The following is a 15,440-nucleotide window of genomic DNA, read 5'->3' on the forward strand; positions in this document are numbered from 1 at the left end:
CAGTGTCACTTATTTCATTTAGAAAAATAAATAAAAAAATAGGCGTATGAAAAATTCATGCGCCTACTCCTACATTATTTATTGAAGAGATACTAAAGTCATTACTTGACCTCTTTTTCCTGTAAGTGTTAGTGTTGCTATCTCCCCTTGATGTTGAAATAATTCATTTATCATATCGCCTGAAGCTTTTGCTGCATAGTTCTTCCCGTCAAGCGTGATAAAACGGAAAGTTCCCTTAGGGTCTATTCCTGCTATTCGAGCTATTTCTTTTATTTGAACATCAATAGATGCTGTTAAAGTCGGGATTTTGATTTTTTGACCAATTTTCAATTTTGATGAGTCTGCTGTTGGATTTAGTTCCTGAATCAATGAAACAGAGGTCCCTAATTCTTTAGCTATTTTTGTAAATGTATCACCGCTTTTAATTACATATTCAGATGAACTTTTGGTTTTAGTGCTGTTTTTATTTGACTCATTTTTTGTTTTTAGTGGTTCGTAATTAGTTAAATACGCTTCATTTACATACGCTGTTTGACCATTGAATTTAATCTGAGCCCAACCATATAACCTTTTTAGTACTAACACTCGTTCATTTAATTTTAATGAACCTACAACACCGCTGCTTATTGAGGCTGCTTCCCTTACTCGTAACGAATCAGCTTTTACATACATTGTTTTTGCTTGAGTTTTGGCATATGTACTATTAGCAGTAGCAGGGATTTTAATTTTTTGTCCAATTTTCAAATTTGCTGAGTCTGCTGTTGGATTTAGTTCCTGAATTGATAGGACAGATGTCCCTAATTCTTTAGCGATTTTTGTAAATGTATCACCGCTTTTTATTACATATTCAGACGGTTTACTGTTGTTTTTATTTGACTCATTTTTTGTTTTTATTGCTTCATAATTAGTCAAATATGCTTCATTTACAAATGCTGTTTTTCCATTGAATTTAATCTGAGCCCACCCATATGAACTTTTTATAACAGACACACGTTCATTTAATTTTAACGAACCTACTACAGCACTGCTTATAGAAGCATCTTCTCTCACTCTTAACGAGTCTGCTATTACATACATTGTTTTTGCTTGAGATTTAATTGATGAACTCATTTGATTTGTAATTGTAGCAGCTGCTTGTTTTTGAGTAAGATAATCGACCTTCACAAAGCATACTCTTCCTTTAATCAGAATGCCTGCCCAGCCGTTTTTTACAAATACAACCTTTACTACATCACCTTTTTTAAATTTTCCAATAATGCTGCTCTCAGTGTTTGGGAGAGATCGAATATTTAGTATTGTTGCAGTTACAATTCTGTTATGTACTTTTGGTAATAGAATTTTTTTACCATCAATTGAACCTAATCCATTGGCATCTAATATTTCTTGTGCTGTTACACCATGTTCTTTTGCAATTTTTTCAATCTTTTCGCCACTTTTTACCTGATAAACGTATTCTTGAATAAATTCTGCATTTGAAACGCTTGCATAGCACCCAAATACAACGGTAAAAATACCAGTAACAACCATCCTTTTTACAGGATTTTTTTGAATCCATTTGCTAACCTGTGAAACATATGTACTCCAATTCGCACGAATTTCTTTTAGCAAGCCTTTAATATCTAATGCATTTCGAATATCAAAGGTATTTACGCTTTGATAATATTCACGTTTTTGCATTCTTGAAGTAAAAACCGGTACCTCTATTACCTGCCTGCTTTTAGTGAAAATTTCTTTTTTCATTAGTTCTAATTCACCATTTACAAATAATCCTTTAGTCATCGTAACCTATTTCTCCCTCAAATCTTTATGTATACTATCAAACTAATCTCCCATAAAGTATATTCGGAGTTCTGTTCAGTTTTCTGTCCTTTTACTACAAATAAAAATTTAATTTATCGGACAATTAGGATGAAAAGAGGAGATTTTGCAAACGGAGAATTAAAAAGACAAAAAATCCTAACATCTAAAATGTTAGGATTACTCATTATGACCTGTGAGGGGTTCGAACCCCCGACCTCAACCCTGTCAAGGTTGCGCTCTCCCAGCTGAGCTAACAGATCCCTTATTAAGCTACAAATTTAATTATAGTGAAAAAGCTAAAAAAGTCAATAATAAAATAACAAAAAACAAAAATAATAAAATATGGAATGCACACATAATATTAACAAGAACGTTAGTTCTTAATTTCTGTTGTATAAAGAACTAACGTTCGAATATAGTAGTACTAAAGGAAAGGAGTGATTCAAATGGATGGATTGTTTATCCGATCAATTGAACAGCATATTCCGTTAGAGATGATTTATCTAAATAAAAACCAGGAAATCACACAGCGAAAATTGATTATTAAAGAAGTAAATGATCAATACATTCGTGCCTACTGTCTGCTGAGAAAGCAAATCCGTACCTTTAAACGCGAAAATATCCTTTCCATTATGCCTGAGAATCATTCAAAATACCTGCACTAATCCCCGCTGCCCCCTAAAATCTAAATATGCACCATTCTGCATTTCCTCATTTATTATGTTAAAATTCATTTTGTAACTATCGCACACAGGGGGATTTTTCATATGGATTATCCAAGAGGCACCATTAAAGAACTAACCATTCACAGTCAAGAACTAAACGAAGATTTGCAGCTACTTATTTATCTGCCCGCAAACTTCTCACCGCTTTATAAATACTCTCTATTAATCGCCCAAGACGGCCGGGATTATTTTCAACTGGGCAGAATCGGAAGATTGGCTGATGAGTTTCTATTTAAAAAGGAAATTGAAAATTTAATAATTGTCGGGGTACCGTATAAAAATGTTCAAGACCGGCGTCGTAAATATCATCCTGATGGCTCACAAAACAAGCAATACATACGTTTTCTCGCCCATGAACTGGTACCCTATTTAGAGCAAGAATTTCCTACCTACCATATGGGCTCCACTCGAGCACTGATTGGTGATTCCCTTGGTGCTGCTGTCTCGTTAATGACAGCTCTTCATTACCCTCATACCTTTGGGAAAGTATTGCTGCAATCACCGTATGTAGACGAGCAGATTATTGATTTGGCCAAAAATTTCCAATCAGCTGAACTATTAGAAATTTACCATGTCATCGGAACACTGGAAACAGAGGTAAAAACAACCGACGGTAAACTAAGTGACTTTCTCACACCAAATCGTGAGCTTGCAAAATTACTAATAACGCGACCTTTTTCCTATTTTTATGAAGAATTCGAAGGCAATCATACTTGGACCTACTGGCAGCCTGATTTAAAACGTGCTTTGAAAATGATGTTTTAGCAGCTGAACAGATATTTATTTCTTATATTTAGAAAATTTGCTATAATATTAAGAAGCCTTTTATAAGTTTAATCAAGCTGGAATTTCCGGCTTTTGATAGAAAATCTTTTTTATTGGAGGTAGTTCTATGAAATTCGGCGTTGTTATTTTTCCATCCAAAAATCTTCAAGACTTTGCAAATTCCTATCGTAAACGTTATGATCCGCACTACGACCTAATTCCTCCACACCTAACTTTATTAAATGCTTTTGATGCCACCGAGGAGGATGCAAGAGAATTCGCTGAAAGATTACAGCAAATATCACGTAATGCCAATCCATTCACATTAAAAACTGCTAAAATCAGTTCTTTTCACCCAGTAAACAATGCGATTTATCTAAAAGTTGAACCGGTTGAAGAACTTCTTAAGCTGCATGCGGAAATCAAAAAAGAATTTAGCGAGCACAGGTCCGATTATGCGTTTGTCCCGCACATCACAATCGGCCAGAAGCTTTCCAATGATGAACATTCGGATGTATACGGAGCACTTCGGATGACAAAAATCAATCATGAGGAAGCGATTGACCGCTTCCACCTTCTCTATCAACTAGAAAATGGTTCTTGGACCGTTTATGAAACATTTCGTCTCGGAAAGGAATAGGTTAACGTGACAGTTAAAGTCGTGGAAAGTCAGCAAGAATTAGAGGATGCATATTCAGTAAGAAGAGTTGTATTTGTAGAGGAGCAGCACGTTCCTATAGAAGAAGAAATTGATCAATATGAGGAAGACTCTGTACATTTTGTAATGTACAATAATGGGTTACCAATAGGCGCTGGAAGATTCCGTGTTATTGACGGTTTCGGTAAGGTTGAACGCATTTGTGTGTTGAAAAATGCGCGTAAGCATGGCGCTGGAAAAGCCATAATGGATTCCATTGAAGCATACGCCGTCGACAGCAGCATTCATAAACTGAAACTTAACGCCCAAACCCATGCTGTTCCTTTTTATGAAAAGATTGGTTATAAAGTCATTTCGAATGAATTTATGGATGCCGGTATCCCACATAAAACGATGATGAAAAACGTTTAAGGAAATGCACTTGCTGTTTCTATGCAGCAAGTGCTTTTTATATCGAAATAACCTTTCCGCATTCCTTGTGGTTTGATATGATAGAATATGTGTCATTTTCATAATAGAGGTATTGAATATGAAATCAGCAATTTACCAAAAACAGACTATTTCTCTCGATCAATTGAATCGAGAAGAATATCAAAAAATATATACTGCAGGGAAAAATGGCGAATTACACTGTCCCACCTGTAAAGAAACAATCCAATTGTTTCTTGGTATACAACGAGAGCCCCATTTTTATCATATTTATGCACCAGTGAAGAAATGCCCTGAACCAGCTCCAACACAGATCATCCATCATTTTACAGAAAGAGGCGGTTTTCGGATTCCTCAAGGGCGAACCATCACAGAAACAGCAAATTCAGTTAATCTTTTTAAGCAATCTAGAAAAATTCAATCGACTATTTCTTTTAACAAAACAAATAATACCGATCTCCCATCGCATTCACCTTATCTTCAGCTTTTGGCAGAAAGCGGAGTAACCCTTGATAAAAATCAAGCAGAGGCCGTAACGGAGACAAATGGTTCATTATTGGTTCTTGCAGGTGCCGGAAGCGGCAAAACGCGGGTGTTAACTGCCCGAACAGCCTATTTGCTTAAGTTTAAAGGCAGTGACCCGCGATCCATTATGCTTGTCACCTTTACTTCAAAAGCTGCAGCTGAAATAAAGAATCGCCTGCTTTCCTATCCTGAAATAAAACGAGATCAGGTTTACCAGCTTGTTACAGGTACATTTCATAGTATTTTTTATCGGATTCTGATGTTTCATGATGGGGCAAATTGGGCAAATGAAAAGCTGCTAAAGAAAGAATGGCAGCGGGACAAGATCTTGAAAGAAGCTGGAAAAGAGCGGGATATTTCGGAAAAGGAGTTTGCCTATGATGCTGCACTTCAGCAAATAGGATATTGGAAAAACTCACTTATGATGCCCCAGGATATAAAGCCCTTGACGGATTGGGATGAAAACGTCCTCTTTTTGTATAAAAAATATGAGGAGTACAAGCAGAATAACGGCCTGTTTGATTTTGATGATATGCTCCTAGGCTGTTACCAACTGTTAAGCAACTCCGCGGATATTCTCGACTATTATCAGGATCGTTTTCAATATTTTTTAATTGATGAGTTTCAGGATATAAATAAGGTACAGTATGAACTGATGAAACTATTATCAGGTAAACATCAAAATGTTTGTGCCGTCGGAGATGACGATCAAGCGATTTATTCCTTTAGAGGCAGTGACCCAGGTTATTTACTCGATTTTGAAAAAGACTTTCCTTCTGCTAAAGTGATCACTCTAGAGCAAAATTACCGTTCTGCACATGAGATTGTCACTGCAGCCAATCAGATGATCGCTTCTAATAAAAACAGAAGGCCAAAACGAATGAAGGCCCAGTTTTCAAGCGGGAATTCACCCGTCGTGTTTTTTTCCTATGATGAAGAGGAAGAAGCGACAATGATTGTCACGGATATACAGGAACGTATTTTAAATGGAGCGAATCCGTCTGAGTTTGCAATTCTTTACCGAACAAATGCAGGCTCTCGAGCTGTATTCGAGCGATTGGCAAGTTCTAACCTGCCGTTTAAAGTTGATCAGGATACAGAGTCCTTTTATGACCGCTATATTGTAAGATGTGCCCTGTCCTTTCTTAAGGTCAGCTTGAATGAGGATGATGCCGGCTGCATGTCCGATATATTACCAATTTTATTTTTAAAACAGGCAATGTTAAGAGAAATCAAGGCTCTCAGTATCCTAAAAGACTGTAGTTTTCTTGAGGCATTAACACATTTGAACACAACTCACGCTTTCCAGGAAAAGAAATTAAAAAAGGCGGTTCCTGCTATTCGGAGCCTTAAGTCATTATCACCCGTTAAAGCAATTGAAAAGATTGAGAAAAAAATTGGCTATCTAGATTTTCTAAAAAAACGAGGCAATGAATCGAATCAGGTTGATAAAGGCTCAGACGATCTTAAAGACTTAAAAGTAGCAGCTAAAGGCTTCAATACAATTGAGGAATTATTAGCCCATGCTGAGCATATGTCAGCAATGAATCAGGAAATTAAAAAATTGAGTAAACATTTTACAGATGCTATTACGCTCAGTACGATTCATAGGGCAAAAGGACTTGAATATAAAATTGTATATCTATTAGGAGCAGTTGATGGCAGCCTCCCTCACGATTTTGCCTTGGAAAGCTCAAGAAATGGGGATTTTTCCGAAATTGAGGAGGAACGAAGACTTTTTTACGTGGCAATGACTCGCGCACGGGATGAATTGCTAATCTCAGTTCCAGAAAATCGGCGTGGAAAAACTGCGGCCTGCTCAAGGTTTCTAAGGCCATTACTTACAAAGACCAAAAAGGCCAATTTCCAATAAGGGAAACGGCCTTTTTGTTTATTTTTTATTAATCATATTGGAAATAGTATTAAAATCCAGCTTACTTCCATCATTAATAATCGTTTTTACAATTTGATCTTCCAAATCTCTGCTGACTGGTTTATTCGCAAGTCTGGAAACTTTTTTAATGACGTTGCGAACCGTTTTTTCATCTTTAAAATTCGCATGCTGTAAGGAATTAGCTAATTCGAAGACATCTTTCATATTCACGCCGGTTTTCTTTTCAATATTCTTAAAAAAACCATTATCCATGGTCAAAACTCACACTCCTTCATAAACTACTTTATTGTATGAAGGAGATGGAAAATGGTGCAAAGAAAGGGCTGGCCATAATGACCAACCCATTCCTCCGTTTACTCTATTACGGTAAATTAATACCAGCTTGCGCCAACAATGATCAATAGAATAAACAATACAACGATTAATACGAAACTACCGCCGTAGCCAAAGCCACCGCCATATCCGTAGCCGCCGCCATAAAAGCACATATTTGAGTCACCTCACTTTAGTAATCTCATTAATAACATATGAAATCACTAAACGATGTGTATAGGCACGGGCAAGCTTATGAAACAATAGAATAAAAAATGAGCATTTATCCTTTAGGCTTAAAAATAAGAGCACCTATAAAGCCAAACACAATGGCTGCAGAAATTCCTGAACTGGTTACTTGGAACATTCCGGTTAAAACACCAATCAATCCATGTGCATTGGCATCCTGAAGGGCCCCGTGAACTAACGAGTTACCAAAGCTCGTTATGGGAATGGTTGCACCTGCTCCAGCAAAATCAACCAAAGGCTCATATAAACCAAATCCATCTAAAACAGCTCCAACTACAACAAGCAGGCTTAATGTATGGCCCGGTGTTAATTTGGCTACATCGAATAATAGCTGGCCGATAACACAAATTAAACCGCCGACGACAAATGCCCAAAAAAACATTGCAAACAAAGAGCTCACCCCTATTTATGATTTATTTCAATTGACACTGCATGTGCAATACATGGTATTGACTCGTTTTGCTGAAAGCTTAGCGGCGATAATAAAGCACCTGTAGCTACAACTAATATTCGCTTATATGTACCTTTTTTCATTTCATTAAGCAAATGACCATAAAGAACAGTTGCTGAACAGCCTGCACCGCTTGCCCCAGATTGAACCGGCTGGTCTTCTTTATAAATAATTAAGCCGCAATCTTGGAATTGTTTTCGTTCTAACTTTAAACCACTTTTGTTTATTAATTCAAAAGCAGTATCATGTCCAATTCTCCCAAGGTCTCCTGTAATTATAAGATCATAATAAGAAGGATCTAACTGCATGTCACGAAAATGAGCCATGATGGTATCCGCAGCGGCAGGTGCCATTGCACCGCCCATATTAAAGGGATCGGTTAATCCCATATCGATGACCTTTCCAATCGTTGCTGACGTTGTGACTGGCATGTTTATCTCCGGATCGTTTGACTGAAGAAGCGCAACCCCCGCTCCAGTCACCGTCCATTGGGCTGTAGGGGGCTTTTGTCCACCGTATTCAGTTGGATAACGAAACTGCCTCTCAGCCGCTGCATTATGGCTGGCAGCCCCAGTTAAAATATAATTCGCCCCTTGGCAATTTATCACAAAGGAAGCTAATGCCAAGCCTTCCATTGATGTTGAACAAGCACCAAACAGACCAAAATATGGTATTTGTAATGTTCTTGCCGCAAAGTTAGTTGGCGTTATCTGATTGATTAAATCACCAGCAAATAAAAACTGTACCTGTTCTTTTTCAATGTTTCCCTTTTTTAAGGCAATTTTTGCAGCTTCTTCGATTAGAACTCGATGTGCCTTTTCGTAGGAATCTTGTCCAATCCATAGATCTTCGAATAGAAGATCAAAATCATTTCCCAGTTTGCCGTTTGCTTCAAATGGTCCTCCCGTTACACCCGTTGCCGAAATCATAGGCCGTTTGTCAAAGACCCATGTCTGATGTCCCTTTAACATTACAAAACCCCCCAGATTTTCAGTAACGTTTTGATTAGTGCAACCACAAATGCCGAAAATACCCCAAATAGAATTACAGAACCGGCGAGTTTAAACATATTCCCGCCAACTCCAAGGACAAAACCTTCTGTTCGATGCTCAATACATGCTGAAATTACAGCATTTCCGAATCCTGTTACGGGTACAGCACTGCCTGCTCCGGCAAATTGTCCAATTCGGTCGTAAACACCAAATCCTGTTAATAACATCGAGAAAAACACCATGGTTGCGACTGTTGGATTGCCCACACTCTGTTCTGTAAAATTAAAAAAATAAATGTAAAAGTAACTAACGGCCTGACCGACCACACAAAATAAGCCGCCAACAAAAAAAGCTTTAATGCAATTTTTTAGAACCGGTCTTTTAATTTCATGCTTTTGCTGGAGCTGTTGATAATTTTGCTGCTGTGGGGTCATTTTCTTTTGTTTACTTGCCATAATTTTCTTCCTTTCTTACTTCATTTCTTCGGTCATTTTTACGATCTCTTGTAAACGCCTTTCTGCTCTCTTTTCAGAGAATTTCCCCGACTTAATTTTTTCCTCCAATCTGACTGCTTCAAGAAAAATTTTATAGTCACTAGAAACGGTAAATTTCTCATCCGGATATTTCTTTTCCAGCATCTTTGTCACATTTTTTTCAATTTTTTTCATTCGAAAACGCTGCAAATGCTTAACCTTATAAACAACAAGATTATTTTTATTGCCTTTCACAACAGCTACATCATAAAGTTGTGAATATGAACTTACATCCTTTTTAATTTTCTCCCCTAAGTTTTGCCCCTGACTATCGGTGACCACAGGTCCGGGGTTAGTTGTTTTCATAAGGGCTAATTGACTATCCTTCACCTCCTGGTTTTGATTACAGGCGGCTAACAGGAATATACTAGTAACTAAGAGCAAATGACTAATTTTGAACATATAATTCCTTCCCCTTTTCCATAAAAATCTACCATCAGTACCATATAGTTTTTTCACATTGGTTAAAATTATGACAAACTATGTTTGAAAATAAAAAACTGCTAGAGGATCTCCAGCAGTTTCATCATTTATTTACTTGTCTTTTTCCCACAGCCGCAGCCTTTTTTCTTGACCAAATTAGATGATTGATTGACCTTAACAGTTTTTGTGCCCGTTTTCTTCTTCTTCATTCTCTTCTCCCCTTGTAATAACGGATTGTTCTCTCTAGTTAGGATATGAAAGAAAAGATAGTCTTGTCTGAGGCAAAAATCCTCATTTTTCCATAATTTGTTGAATAATTGTTTCAATCATCGAAGCAATACCAGCAATAGCCAAAACCAGTATTACCGGTTCAGAATATACTGGTAAAAGAAAATAAAGGCTGACAATAAGTATAGTCATCCATATTCCAGTACACCAATAGCAGCTGAGAAGTTCACCAAAAAAACGCTTCACCCCCGTTTGCTTAGGTATATAATAAACTTCCGTTTCACCTTCTTCATTCTCTTCTTTGACTTCATCAAAAAATGGATTCCGTATAAATTCGGTGATTTTATCAAAAACGAATAGTCTTGTTAACCTAAAGCTGGCAAAAGACAAGATTAGCAGTTGTAAAAGTGTAATTTTCTCCATAAGTCTGTCCCACCTTTTTTGCCTAATATAATGAAACCGCCTAATTTTTGCTAAATAAGGCAATTGTCCGTAACCCAAATGGCTGTCGTGAAATATGTTAGTAATGTAAGATATATTACGGGTTAAGGAGGAAAAATAAATGGGTTGTGGAAAATCTCACCACGAATTTAGCAAAGAGAACTGTGTGTGCCAAGTAGTCCGCGCAATTAATGATCTCCAACAAGCCGTTGCTGCAGAAGAATGCCAGCCATGTACCAGCTGTTTCAACGAGCCGCTTGGTTCGCTAGTATCACCTACAACAACACAAGCAGATACACGGGTGTTTGTTCTAAAGACGGCAGACGGAACGCCATTTAATGCATTCTTTTTCGAAAACAACAATCCTACATGCGTATCCATCTATTTCCGAGTAGAAGATGTTTTTGATAACTGCTGTGCTACACTTCGCGTATTAGCACCTGGAAGAACTGACGCTTCTGGCAATTTTATCCCAGTGAATCTAATCTCTACCGCTAGTAAGGCTGGGTGCTGTGTCAACCTCTCAGCAGTATGCGAAGTTACTGCCTTCCAAGCTACAAATGATTGCGTTACAGTTGACTTAAGCTGCTTCTGTGCCATCCAATGTATCGCTGATGTAGATTTAGGAATTTGCCACTAATCAAATGGCCAGTCGTTAAATCGGCTGGCCATATCTTTTTACTTTTTTAATCCAATCATGATAATGTTTTTTATTTCATCGATTGGTATCGTTTTGGTTGATTTATTATGAAATTGAATGGTGATCTGGTTTTCTTCAGAAGCAGTGAGATAACCCTGGTAATTTTTATTTGCAGTATAAAACACGCATGGGACTGGCGGAAGCACTTTGGGAATATTGAGTAAATAATCAATTCGCTCTCTTATATCCAGTTCATTAAATGGTGTTACCCGCTTTAAAGCCGAATGGATTTTTTCCTTAGGCTTTATATCCACAGCACCTGGACGATTGTTTGGTTTGTCTATTTCTATCGGGATAGGTTCGTGGAAATCCCCTAATTTTGAAGCTGCTTTTATTATTTTTTCTGGAACAGCTTTTTCCTCTTCAACCGTGTCTTCTATTACCGGCTTACTTGTATAAACTTCCTGCATATTAGAGTTAAATTCTGTTCTTCTATAAGTCTGATTGATAAACAGTAATGGTCCTTTAGCTTTCTTTTTTGACATCGACATCACCTCCAGTTGCGGACTTCCTACACTTTATATGTATGCAAGAGGCCTATTCGGGTTAACGGTTAATTTTTTGTTAATACACACAAAAAAGCCCGCGATGTGCGGGCTTTTTAAGATTATAAAATATGATATCCTGAATCTACGTGAATATTTTCGCCTGTTATGCCGCGGGACATATTGCTGAATAGGAAAACAGCTGTGTCGCCAACCTCTTCAGGTGTAGTGGTTCTTCTTAGCGGTGCATTATCTTCAATATTCTTTAAAATCGTATTGAATTCACCAATTACTTTTGCTGACAAAGTACGAATCGGACCAGCAGAGATGGAGTTTACTCGAATTCCGTCTTTTCCAAGGTCAGCTGCTAAATAACGGACGCTCGCATCAAGCGATGCCTTCGCTACACCCATAACATTGTAATTTTTAATGGCACGTTCGCCTCCAAGATATGTCAAGGTAACGATGCTGCCGCCTTCTGTCATTAAGCTGCGTGCTTCTTTTGCAACGGCTGTTAAAGAATAAGAGCTGATATTATGTGCAAGCAGGAAGCCGTCTCTTGTTGTATTCAAATACTCGCCTTTTAGCTCTTCTGTTTTAGCAAACGCAATACAGTGGGCTACACCGTGGATGGTGCCTGCAGTTTCTTTAATTTGTGCAAAACATGCTGCGATGTCTTCATCACTTGTTACATCACATGGAAGGACAAGGGTTCCCTCAGCCTCCAATGAATCTGCTAACTCACGTACGCTGCTCTCTAATCTTTCACCTGCATACGTGAAAACTAGACGGGCACCGGCGTCGTGAAGTGACCGGGCAATTCCCCAAGCAATACTGCGTTTATTGGCTACTCCCATTACTACAAATGTTTTTCCAGCTAAAGAAAAAGTCATTTTTAAATGTCCTCCTAGGTTATCAACTGATATTAGTACTTGGTACTAATTTTACACCAATTCCTCAAAAATGAAAAGTACAAAGAAAATCGTAAGCGCCTCGGTCAGTCCCGCAAAGAACAAGACGAGCCATCGAGAAGGTTGTTCTTTTAGCTTCTTGACGGATTGCCCTGTGACCTCGAGAGACTAGGCGCTGAGCCGGACAATTCTCAAAATGAAATTATACTTTTAACCATCTTAATAAAAACTTTTCGTACCCTCGCTAAATTCCAAGTCACGTTTCAGTTCATCTACGTATTCCTTTGTACCAGTAACAATTAAACGATCGTACATCTGTAGTTCTGTATCACCATGCGGAACGATGGAGTCCTTGCCGCGGAAAATACGGACGATGATAACGTCCCCTGTAAACGGAAATTTTCGCAATGACATACCTTCAAAATGTTCATTCTTCATCACAATTTCATATAGACCCGTTTCTTGATTAGTTAGAATATTGATCACATTTGGTGACTCAATCAGGGCCCGAAGCAGAGCTTTGGTTGACATAAATGAAGAAAACACTTCCACATTATGTTCCCTTAATGATTGTTCTAAATCAGGGCTTTCAATTCTAACAATAACCCTTGGTACACCCTTTTCTTTTGCAGCTATTGCTAATTGTGCGTTCAACTCTTCTTCACCGGTAGAAATGACGACAACCTCCGATTGATAAACCCTTGTGTTCTCTATCGACTCTAACGAATAATCAGGAATCTCCTCAATTTCAAAGAGAGAATTAGATACCTGCTTTTCCGCCTTTTCCATTTTAGGATGGTATAAAATTGGATCATAAAGACCAGATTTTAATTCTAATGATACAGGCAGAGTAATTTGATTAGCCCCCAGAAAAGCCACCGGAACTTTTCTATTTGCCAGTACTTCTTTCGGGAACAGCTTTTTAAATACAATTGGAGTCAATATCGAGGTGATGACTGCCACCAAGATTAATGTCCCCTTCATTTGTTCTGTAATAACTCCAATTCGCTCACCAATTGTTGCTGCCGCAATGACAAGTGATAAAGTCGAAGTTAAAAGAAACGCTGATGAGACAACTGTCTTCATATCATACCAAATCTTCAGAAGGTACACCGGGATAATCTTTGATACTAATAATCCGATGAGCAGCAGCGGAATTAACATTAGCAGTTTTTTCTCACTAAATAAAGTCCAAATATCGAGCTCGACTCCTACCATTACGAAAAAAATTGGAATTAAAAAGCCATAGCCGAATGAGTCAAGCTTATGCACCAGCTCCTGGTTAGGGGATAACAATGAAACAAGAACTCCTGCCAAGAAGGCACCTAAAATATTTTCCGCGCCTACCGTCTCAGATAAACCCACTAATACAATGATTAAAGTAAACACTGCTCTCGTGCCAATTTGCACGGTTCCGGTTGAAAGTGTTGCAACGAATGTACGATTTTTAAATCTTTTCCCAACAAAATAAAGAACAATGCCTGCCGCAAATAAAACCAATAAAAGCCATGTATTTTCATGCTGTGGTTCATACAGGGAAACAAAGACGGCTAATAAAATCATTGTCACTAGATCTGCAATTACGGCAATTAATAAAATAATCTGCCCAATCACCGTTTTCATTAAGTGTGCTTCCTTAAGTGTAGGTACAACCACACCTAACGAAATAGTGGAAATAATGAGTGTCATCAAAAACGCGTTTTCAATAAAACCCGCTAGCACAAATAAGTAGGACAAACCAAGGGAAAGGATGAAGATTCCGCAGAAAATGATTGATGAAACAACAAATGAATTCGGTTCCTTTTTCCCATTAGGCAGGACCTCGCGTTTTTTACTGCCAGTGAAGGCAGTAAAGTCAATTTCTAAACCACTTAAAAACATCAAGAAAATAAAGCCAAGGGTCGAAAGAGTTGAGAGCCACATATCTTCATGCACAAGATCAAAACCACTCTTCCCAATTATTAAACCCATAATAATTTCTGCGACAACAACAGGTATAAAGTTTAATTTCAATCGATGTAAAATTATTGGTGTTAAAAATGCCATTGTGACCACAATAAGCAATGAAATGACGGAAACATGCTGCTCCATTTTTCTTCCTCCTCCTTTAAATGGGCATTTTTTAAAAATCAAATAAAAGGTGGCTCATATATGAAAATTGATATTATAGGTGATATTCACGGATGTTTTCAAGAATTAAGTGAACTCACACGCCAGCTTGGCTATGATTGGAAAAGCGGTATTCCTCTCCATTCAGAAAACAGGATATTAGGCTTTGTTGGCGACTTAACAGACCGAGGTCCTGAATCCCTAAAAGTGGTTGATGTTGTCTGGAAACTAGTATTCGAACACAAAAAGGCCCTCTATACACCAGGAAACCATTGCAACAAGCTTTACCGCTACTTTCTTGGCAACAAAGTTCAGGTTACTCATGGGCTTGAAACAACAGTAGCAGAATATGAATCATTATATAGAAAGGACCAGCAGACCATTCGTAAAAAATTTATTCAGCTGTATGAAAACGCACCACTTTATGCTGTTTTGGACAATGGAAAGCTTATAATTGCTCACGCAGGCATTAAACAGGAATTGATCGGAAAGCCATATGCAAAGGTAAAGACATTTGTCCTTTACGGAGACATTACCGGAGAAAAACATCCAGATGGTTCTCCCGTAAGAAGGGATTGGGCTAAAGACTATAAAGGTAAAGCCTGCATTGTCTATGGCCATACCCCCGTAAAAGAACCGCGGATTATTAACAATACTTATAATATCGACACTGGTGCAGTTTTTGGCGGCAAATTAACGGCAATAAGGTATCCAGAATTGGAGCTAATTTCTGTTCCTTCTACTATGCCATACATCGAGGAAAAATTTAAACGATTTGATTGAAAAGTATAAAAAAAGGCTGATTATTAT

At 37.9% G+C, this 15,440-nt stretch carries 18 protein-coding genes and 1 tRNA gene; 7 read left to right on the forward strand and 12 right to left on the reverse strand.

The features are described from left to right. Positions 1-78 precede the first annotated feature (78 nt). Positions 79-1,779 carry a LysM peptidoglycan-binding domain-containing protein gene (locus tag IE222_RS09935; RefSeq protein ID WP_191272287.1) on the reverse strand — a complete coding sequence of 567 codons (1,701 nt, stop codon included), beginning with the start codon at positions 1,777-1,779 and terminating at the stop codon, positions 79-81. Positions 1,780-1,987: 208 nt separating this feature from the next. Next, positions 1,988-2,060: transfer RNA gene (locus IE222_RS09940), tRNA-Val, on the reverse strand. Between the two features lie 186 nt (positions 2,061-2,246). Between IE222_RS09940 and IE222_RS09945 the strand changes: the two genes are divergently transcribed. The 5 genes from IE222_RS09945 (at position 2,247) to IE222_RS09965 (ending at position 6,775) form a co-directional block, all read left to right on the forward strand. Further along, on the forward strand, positions 2,247-2,465 hold the full coding sequence (locus IE222_RS09945; protein WP_191272288.1) for a hypothetical protein: 219 nt from the start codon (positions 2,247-2,249) through the stop codon (positions 2,463-2,465). A 102-nt stretch (positions 2,466-2,567) separates the two neighbouring features. Next, positions 2,568-3,290 (forward strand): alpha/beta hydrolase, encoded by a 723-nt coding sequence (locus IE222_RS09950; protein ID WP_191272290.1) that lies wholly within the window; start codon positions 2,568-2,570, stop codon positions 3,288-3,290. Between the two features lie 127 nt (positions 3,291-3,417). Beyond that, positions 3,418-3,930 (forward strand): YjcG family protein, encoded by a 513-nt coding sequence (locus tag IE222_RS09955; RefSeq protein WP_191272292.1) that lies wholly within the window; start codon positions 3,418-3,420, stop codon positions 3,928-3,930. A gap of 6 nt (positions 3,931-3,936) precedes the next feature. Beyond that, positions 3,937-4,359, forward strand: coding sequence for a GNAT family N-acetyltransferase (locus IE222_RS09960; protein ID WP_191272294.1), 423 nt, complete (start codon positions 3,937-3,939; stop codon positions 4,357-4,359). A gap of 118 nt (positions 4,360-4,477) precedes the next feature. Then, a complete protein-coding gene (locus IE222_RS09965) occupies positions 4,478-6,775 on the forward strand; it encodes a UvrD-helicase domain-containing protein (protein ID WP_191272309.1) in 2,298 nt (765 codons plus the stop codon). An 18-nt stretch (positions 6,776-6,793) separates the two neighbouring features. On the opposite strand, the gene spoVIF is transcribed toward IE222_RS09965, so the two are convergent. From spoVIF to IE222_RS10000, 7 genes are all read right to left on the reverse strand, one after another. Further along, the gene (gene spoVIF, locus IE222_RS09970; RefSeq protein WP_191272631.1) at positions 6,794-7,048 is read right to left on the reverse strand and encodes a sporulation-specific transcription regulator SpoVIF; all 255 of its coding nucleotides are present in this window, start codon (positions 7,046-7,048) and stop codon (positions 6,794-6,796) included. Positions 7,049-7,167: 119 nt separating this feature from the next. Continuing rightward, on the reverse strand, positions 7,168-7,284 hold the full coding sequence (locus tag IE222_RS09975) for a YjcZ family sporulation protein (protein ID WP_191272317.1): 117 nt from the start codon (positions 7,282-7,284) through the stop codon (positions 7,168-7,170). 107 nt (positions 7,285-7,391) lie between these two features. Next, the gene (gene spoVAE, locus IE222_RS09980) at positions 7,392-7,748 is read right to left on the reverse strand and encodes a stage V sporulation protein AE (RefSeq protein WP_191272319.1); all 357 of its coding nucleotides are present in this window, start codon (positions 7,746-7,748) and stop codon (positions 7,392-7,394) included. An 11-nt stretch (positions 7,749-7,759) separates the two neighbouring features. Beyond that, positions 7,760-8,779 carry a stage V sporulation protein AD gene (spoVAD, locus tag IE222_RS09985; protein ID WP_191272321.1) on the reverse strand — a complete coding sequence of 340 codons (1,020 nt, stop codon included), beginning with the start codon at positions 8,777-8,779 and terminating at the stop codon, positions 7,760-7,762. Beyond that, positions 8,779-9,255: a stage V sporulation protein AC gene (gene spoVAC, locus IE222_RS09990; protein WP_191272323.1), complete on the reverse strand. Its 477-nt coding sequence runs from the start codon at positions 9,253-9,255 to the stop codon at positions 8,779-8,781. Before spoVAC ends, spoVAD begins: the two co-directional genes overlap by 1 nt. 15 nt (positions 9,256-9,270) lie before the next feature. Then, the gene (locus tag IE222_RS09995; RefSeq protein ID WP_191272325.1) at positions 9,271-9,735 is read right to left on the reverse strand and encodes a sporulation protein; all 465 of its coding nucleotides are present in this window, start codon (positions 9,733-9,735) and stop codon (positions 9,271-9,273) included. 312 nt (positions 9,736-10,047) lie between these two features. Then, positions 10,048-10,407: a DUF1360 domain-containing protein gene (locus IE222_RS10000; protein ID WP_191272327.1), complete on the reverse strand. Its 360-nt coding sequence runs from the start codon at positions 10,405-10,407 to the stop codon at positions 10,048-10,050. 139 nt (positions 10,408-10,546) lie between these two features. Between IE222_RS10000 and IE222_RS10005 the strand changes: the two genes are divergently transcribed. Continuing rightward, complete coding sequence (locus IE222_RS10005; RefSeq protein ID WP_191272329.1) at positions 10,547-11,065, forward strand: CotY/CotZ family spore coat protein; 519 nt, start codon at positions 10,547-10,549, stop codon at positions 11,063-11,065. A 38-nt stretch (positions 11,066-11,103) separates the two neighbouring features. Here the strand turns inward: IE222_RS10005 and IE222_RS10010 are convergent, their stop codons facing one another. The 3 genes from IE222_RS10010 to IE222_RS10020 form a co-directional block, all read right to left on the reverse strand. Beyond that, positions 11,104-11,610, reverse strand: coding sequence for a CotO family spore coat protein (locus IE222_RS10010; RefSeq protein WP_191272331.1), 507 nt, complete (start codon positions 11,608-11,610; stop codon positions 11,104-11,106). Positions 11,611-11,732: 122 nt separating this feature from the next. Next, positions 11,733-12,503, reverse strand: coding sequence for an enoyl-ACP reductase FabI (gene fabI / locus IE222_RS10015; RefSeq protein WP_191272332.1), 771 nt, complete (start codon positions 12,501-12,503; stop codon positions 11,733-11,735). Between the two features lie 237 nt (positions 12,504-12,740). Continuing rightward, entirely contained in the window at positions 12,741-14,612 is a 1,872-nt protein-coding gene (locus IE222_RS10020; RefSeq protein ID WP_191272334.1) for a monovalent cation:proton antiporter family protein, read from the reverse strand. A gap of 60 nt (positions 14,613-14,672) precedes the next feature. On the opposite strand from IE222_RS10020, the gene prpE reads away from it, so the two are divergent. Next, a complete protein-coding gene (prpE, locus tag IE222_RS10025) occupies positions 14,673-15,413 on the forward strand; it encodes a bis(5'-nucleosyl)-tetraphosphatase PrpE (RefSeq protein ID WP_191272336.1) in 741 nt (246 codons plus the stop codon). Positions 15,414-15,440: the final 27 nt, after the last annotated feature.

Origin of the sequence: Neobacillus kokaensis, from assembly GCF_014656545.1 — a bacterium.
Lineage (GTDB): Bacteria > Bacillota > Bacilli > Bacillales > Cytobacillaceae > Neobacillus > Neobacillus kokaensis.

Excerpts from the sequence above, each read along its gene's own strand:
- IE222_RS09935 (WP_191272287.1), bottom strand. The coding sequence starts at position 1,779 with ATGACTAAAGGATTATTTGTAAATGGTGAATTAGAACTAATGAAAAAA.
- IE222_RS09945 (WP_191272288.1), top strand. The coding sequence starts at position 2,247 with ATGGATGGATTGTTTATCCGATCAATTGAACAGCATATTCCGTTAGAG.
- IE222_RS09950 (WP_191272290.1), top strand. The coding sequence starts at position 2,568 with ATGGATTATCCAAGAGGCACCATTAAAGAACTAACCATTCACAGTCAA.
- IE222_RS09955 (WP_191272292.1), top strand. The coding sequence starts at position 3,418 with ATGAAATTCGGCGTTGTTATTTTTCCATCCAAAAATCTTCAAGACTTT.
- IE222_RS09965 (WP_191272309.1), top strand. The coding sequence starts at position 4,478 with ATGAAATCAGCAATTTACCAAAAACAGACTATTTCTCTCGATCAATTG.
- spoVIF (WP_191272631.1), bottom strand. The coding sequence starts at position 7,048 with ATGGATAATGGTTTTTTTAAGAATATTGAAAAGAAAACCGGCGTGAAT.
- IE222_RS09975 (WP_191272317.1), bottom strand. The coding sequence starts at position 7,284 with ATGTGCTTTTATGGCGGCGGCTACGGATATGGCGGTGGCTTTGGCTAC.
- spoVAD (WP_191272321.1), bottom strand. The coding sequence starts at position 8,779 with ATGTTAAAGGGACATCAGACATGGGTCTTTGACAAACGGCCTATGATT.
- spoVAC (WP_191272323.1), bottom strand. The coding sequence starts at position 9,255 with ATGGCAAGTAAACAAAAGAAAATGACCCCACAGCAGCAAAATTATCAA.
- IE222_RS09995 (WP_191272325.1), bottom strand. The coding sequence starts at position 9,735 with ATGTTCAAAATTAGTCATTTGCTCTTAGTTACTAGTATATTCCTGTTA.
- IE222_RS10000 (WP_191272327.1), bottom strand. The coding sequence starts at position 10,407 with ATGGAGAAAATTACACTTTTACAACTGCTAATCTTGTCTTTTGCCAGC.
- IE222_RS10005 (WP_191272329.1), top strand. The coding sequence starts at position 10,547 with ATGGGTTGTGGAAAATCTCACCACGAATTTAGCAAAGAGAACTGTGTG.
- IE222_RS10010 (WP_191272331.1), bottom strand. The coding sequence starts at position 11,610 with ATGTCAAAAAAGAAAGCTAAAGGACCATTACTGTTTATCAATCAGACT.
- fabI (WP_191272332.1), bottom strand. The coding sequence starts at position 12,503 with ATGACTTTTTCTTTAGCTGGAAAAACATTTGTAGTAATGGGAGTAGCC.
- IE222_RS10020 (WP_191272334.1), bottom strand. The coding sequence starts at position 14,612 with ATGGAGCAGCATGTTTCCGTCATTTCATTGCTTATTGTGGTCACAATG.
- prpE (WP_191272336.1), top strand. The coding sequence starts at position 14,673 with ATGAAAATTGATATTATAGGTGATATTCACGGATGTTTTCAAGAATTA.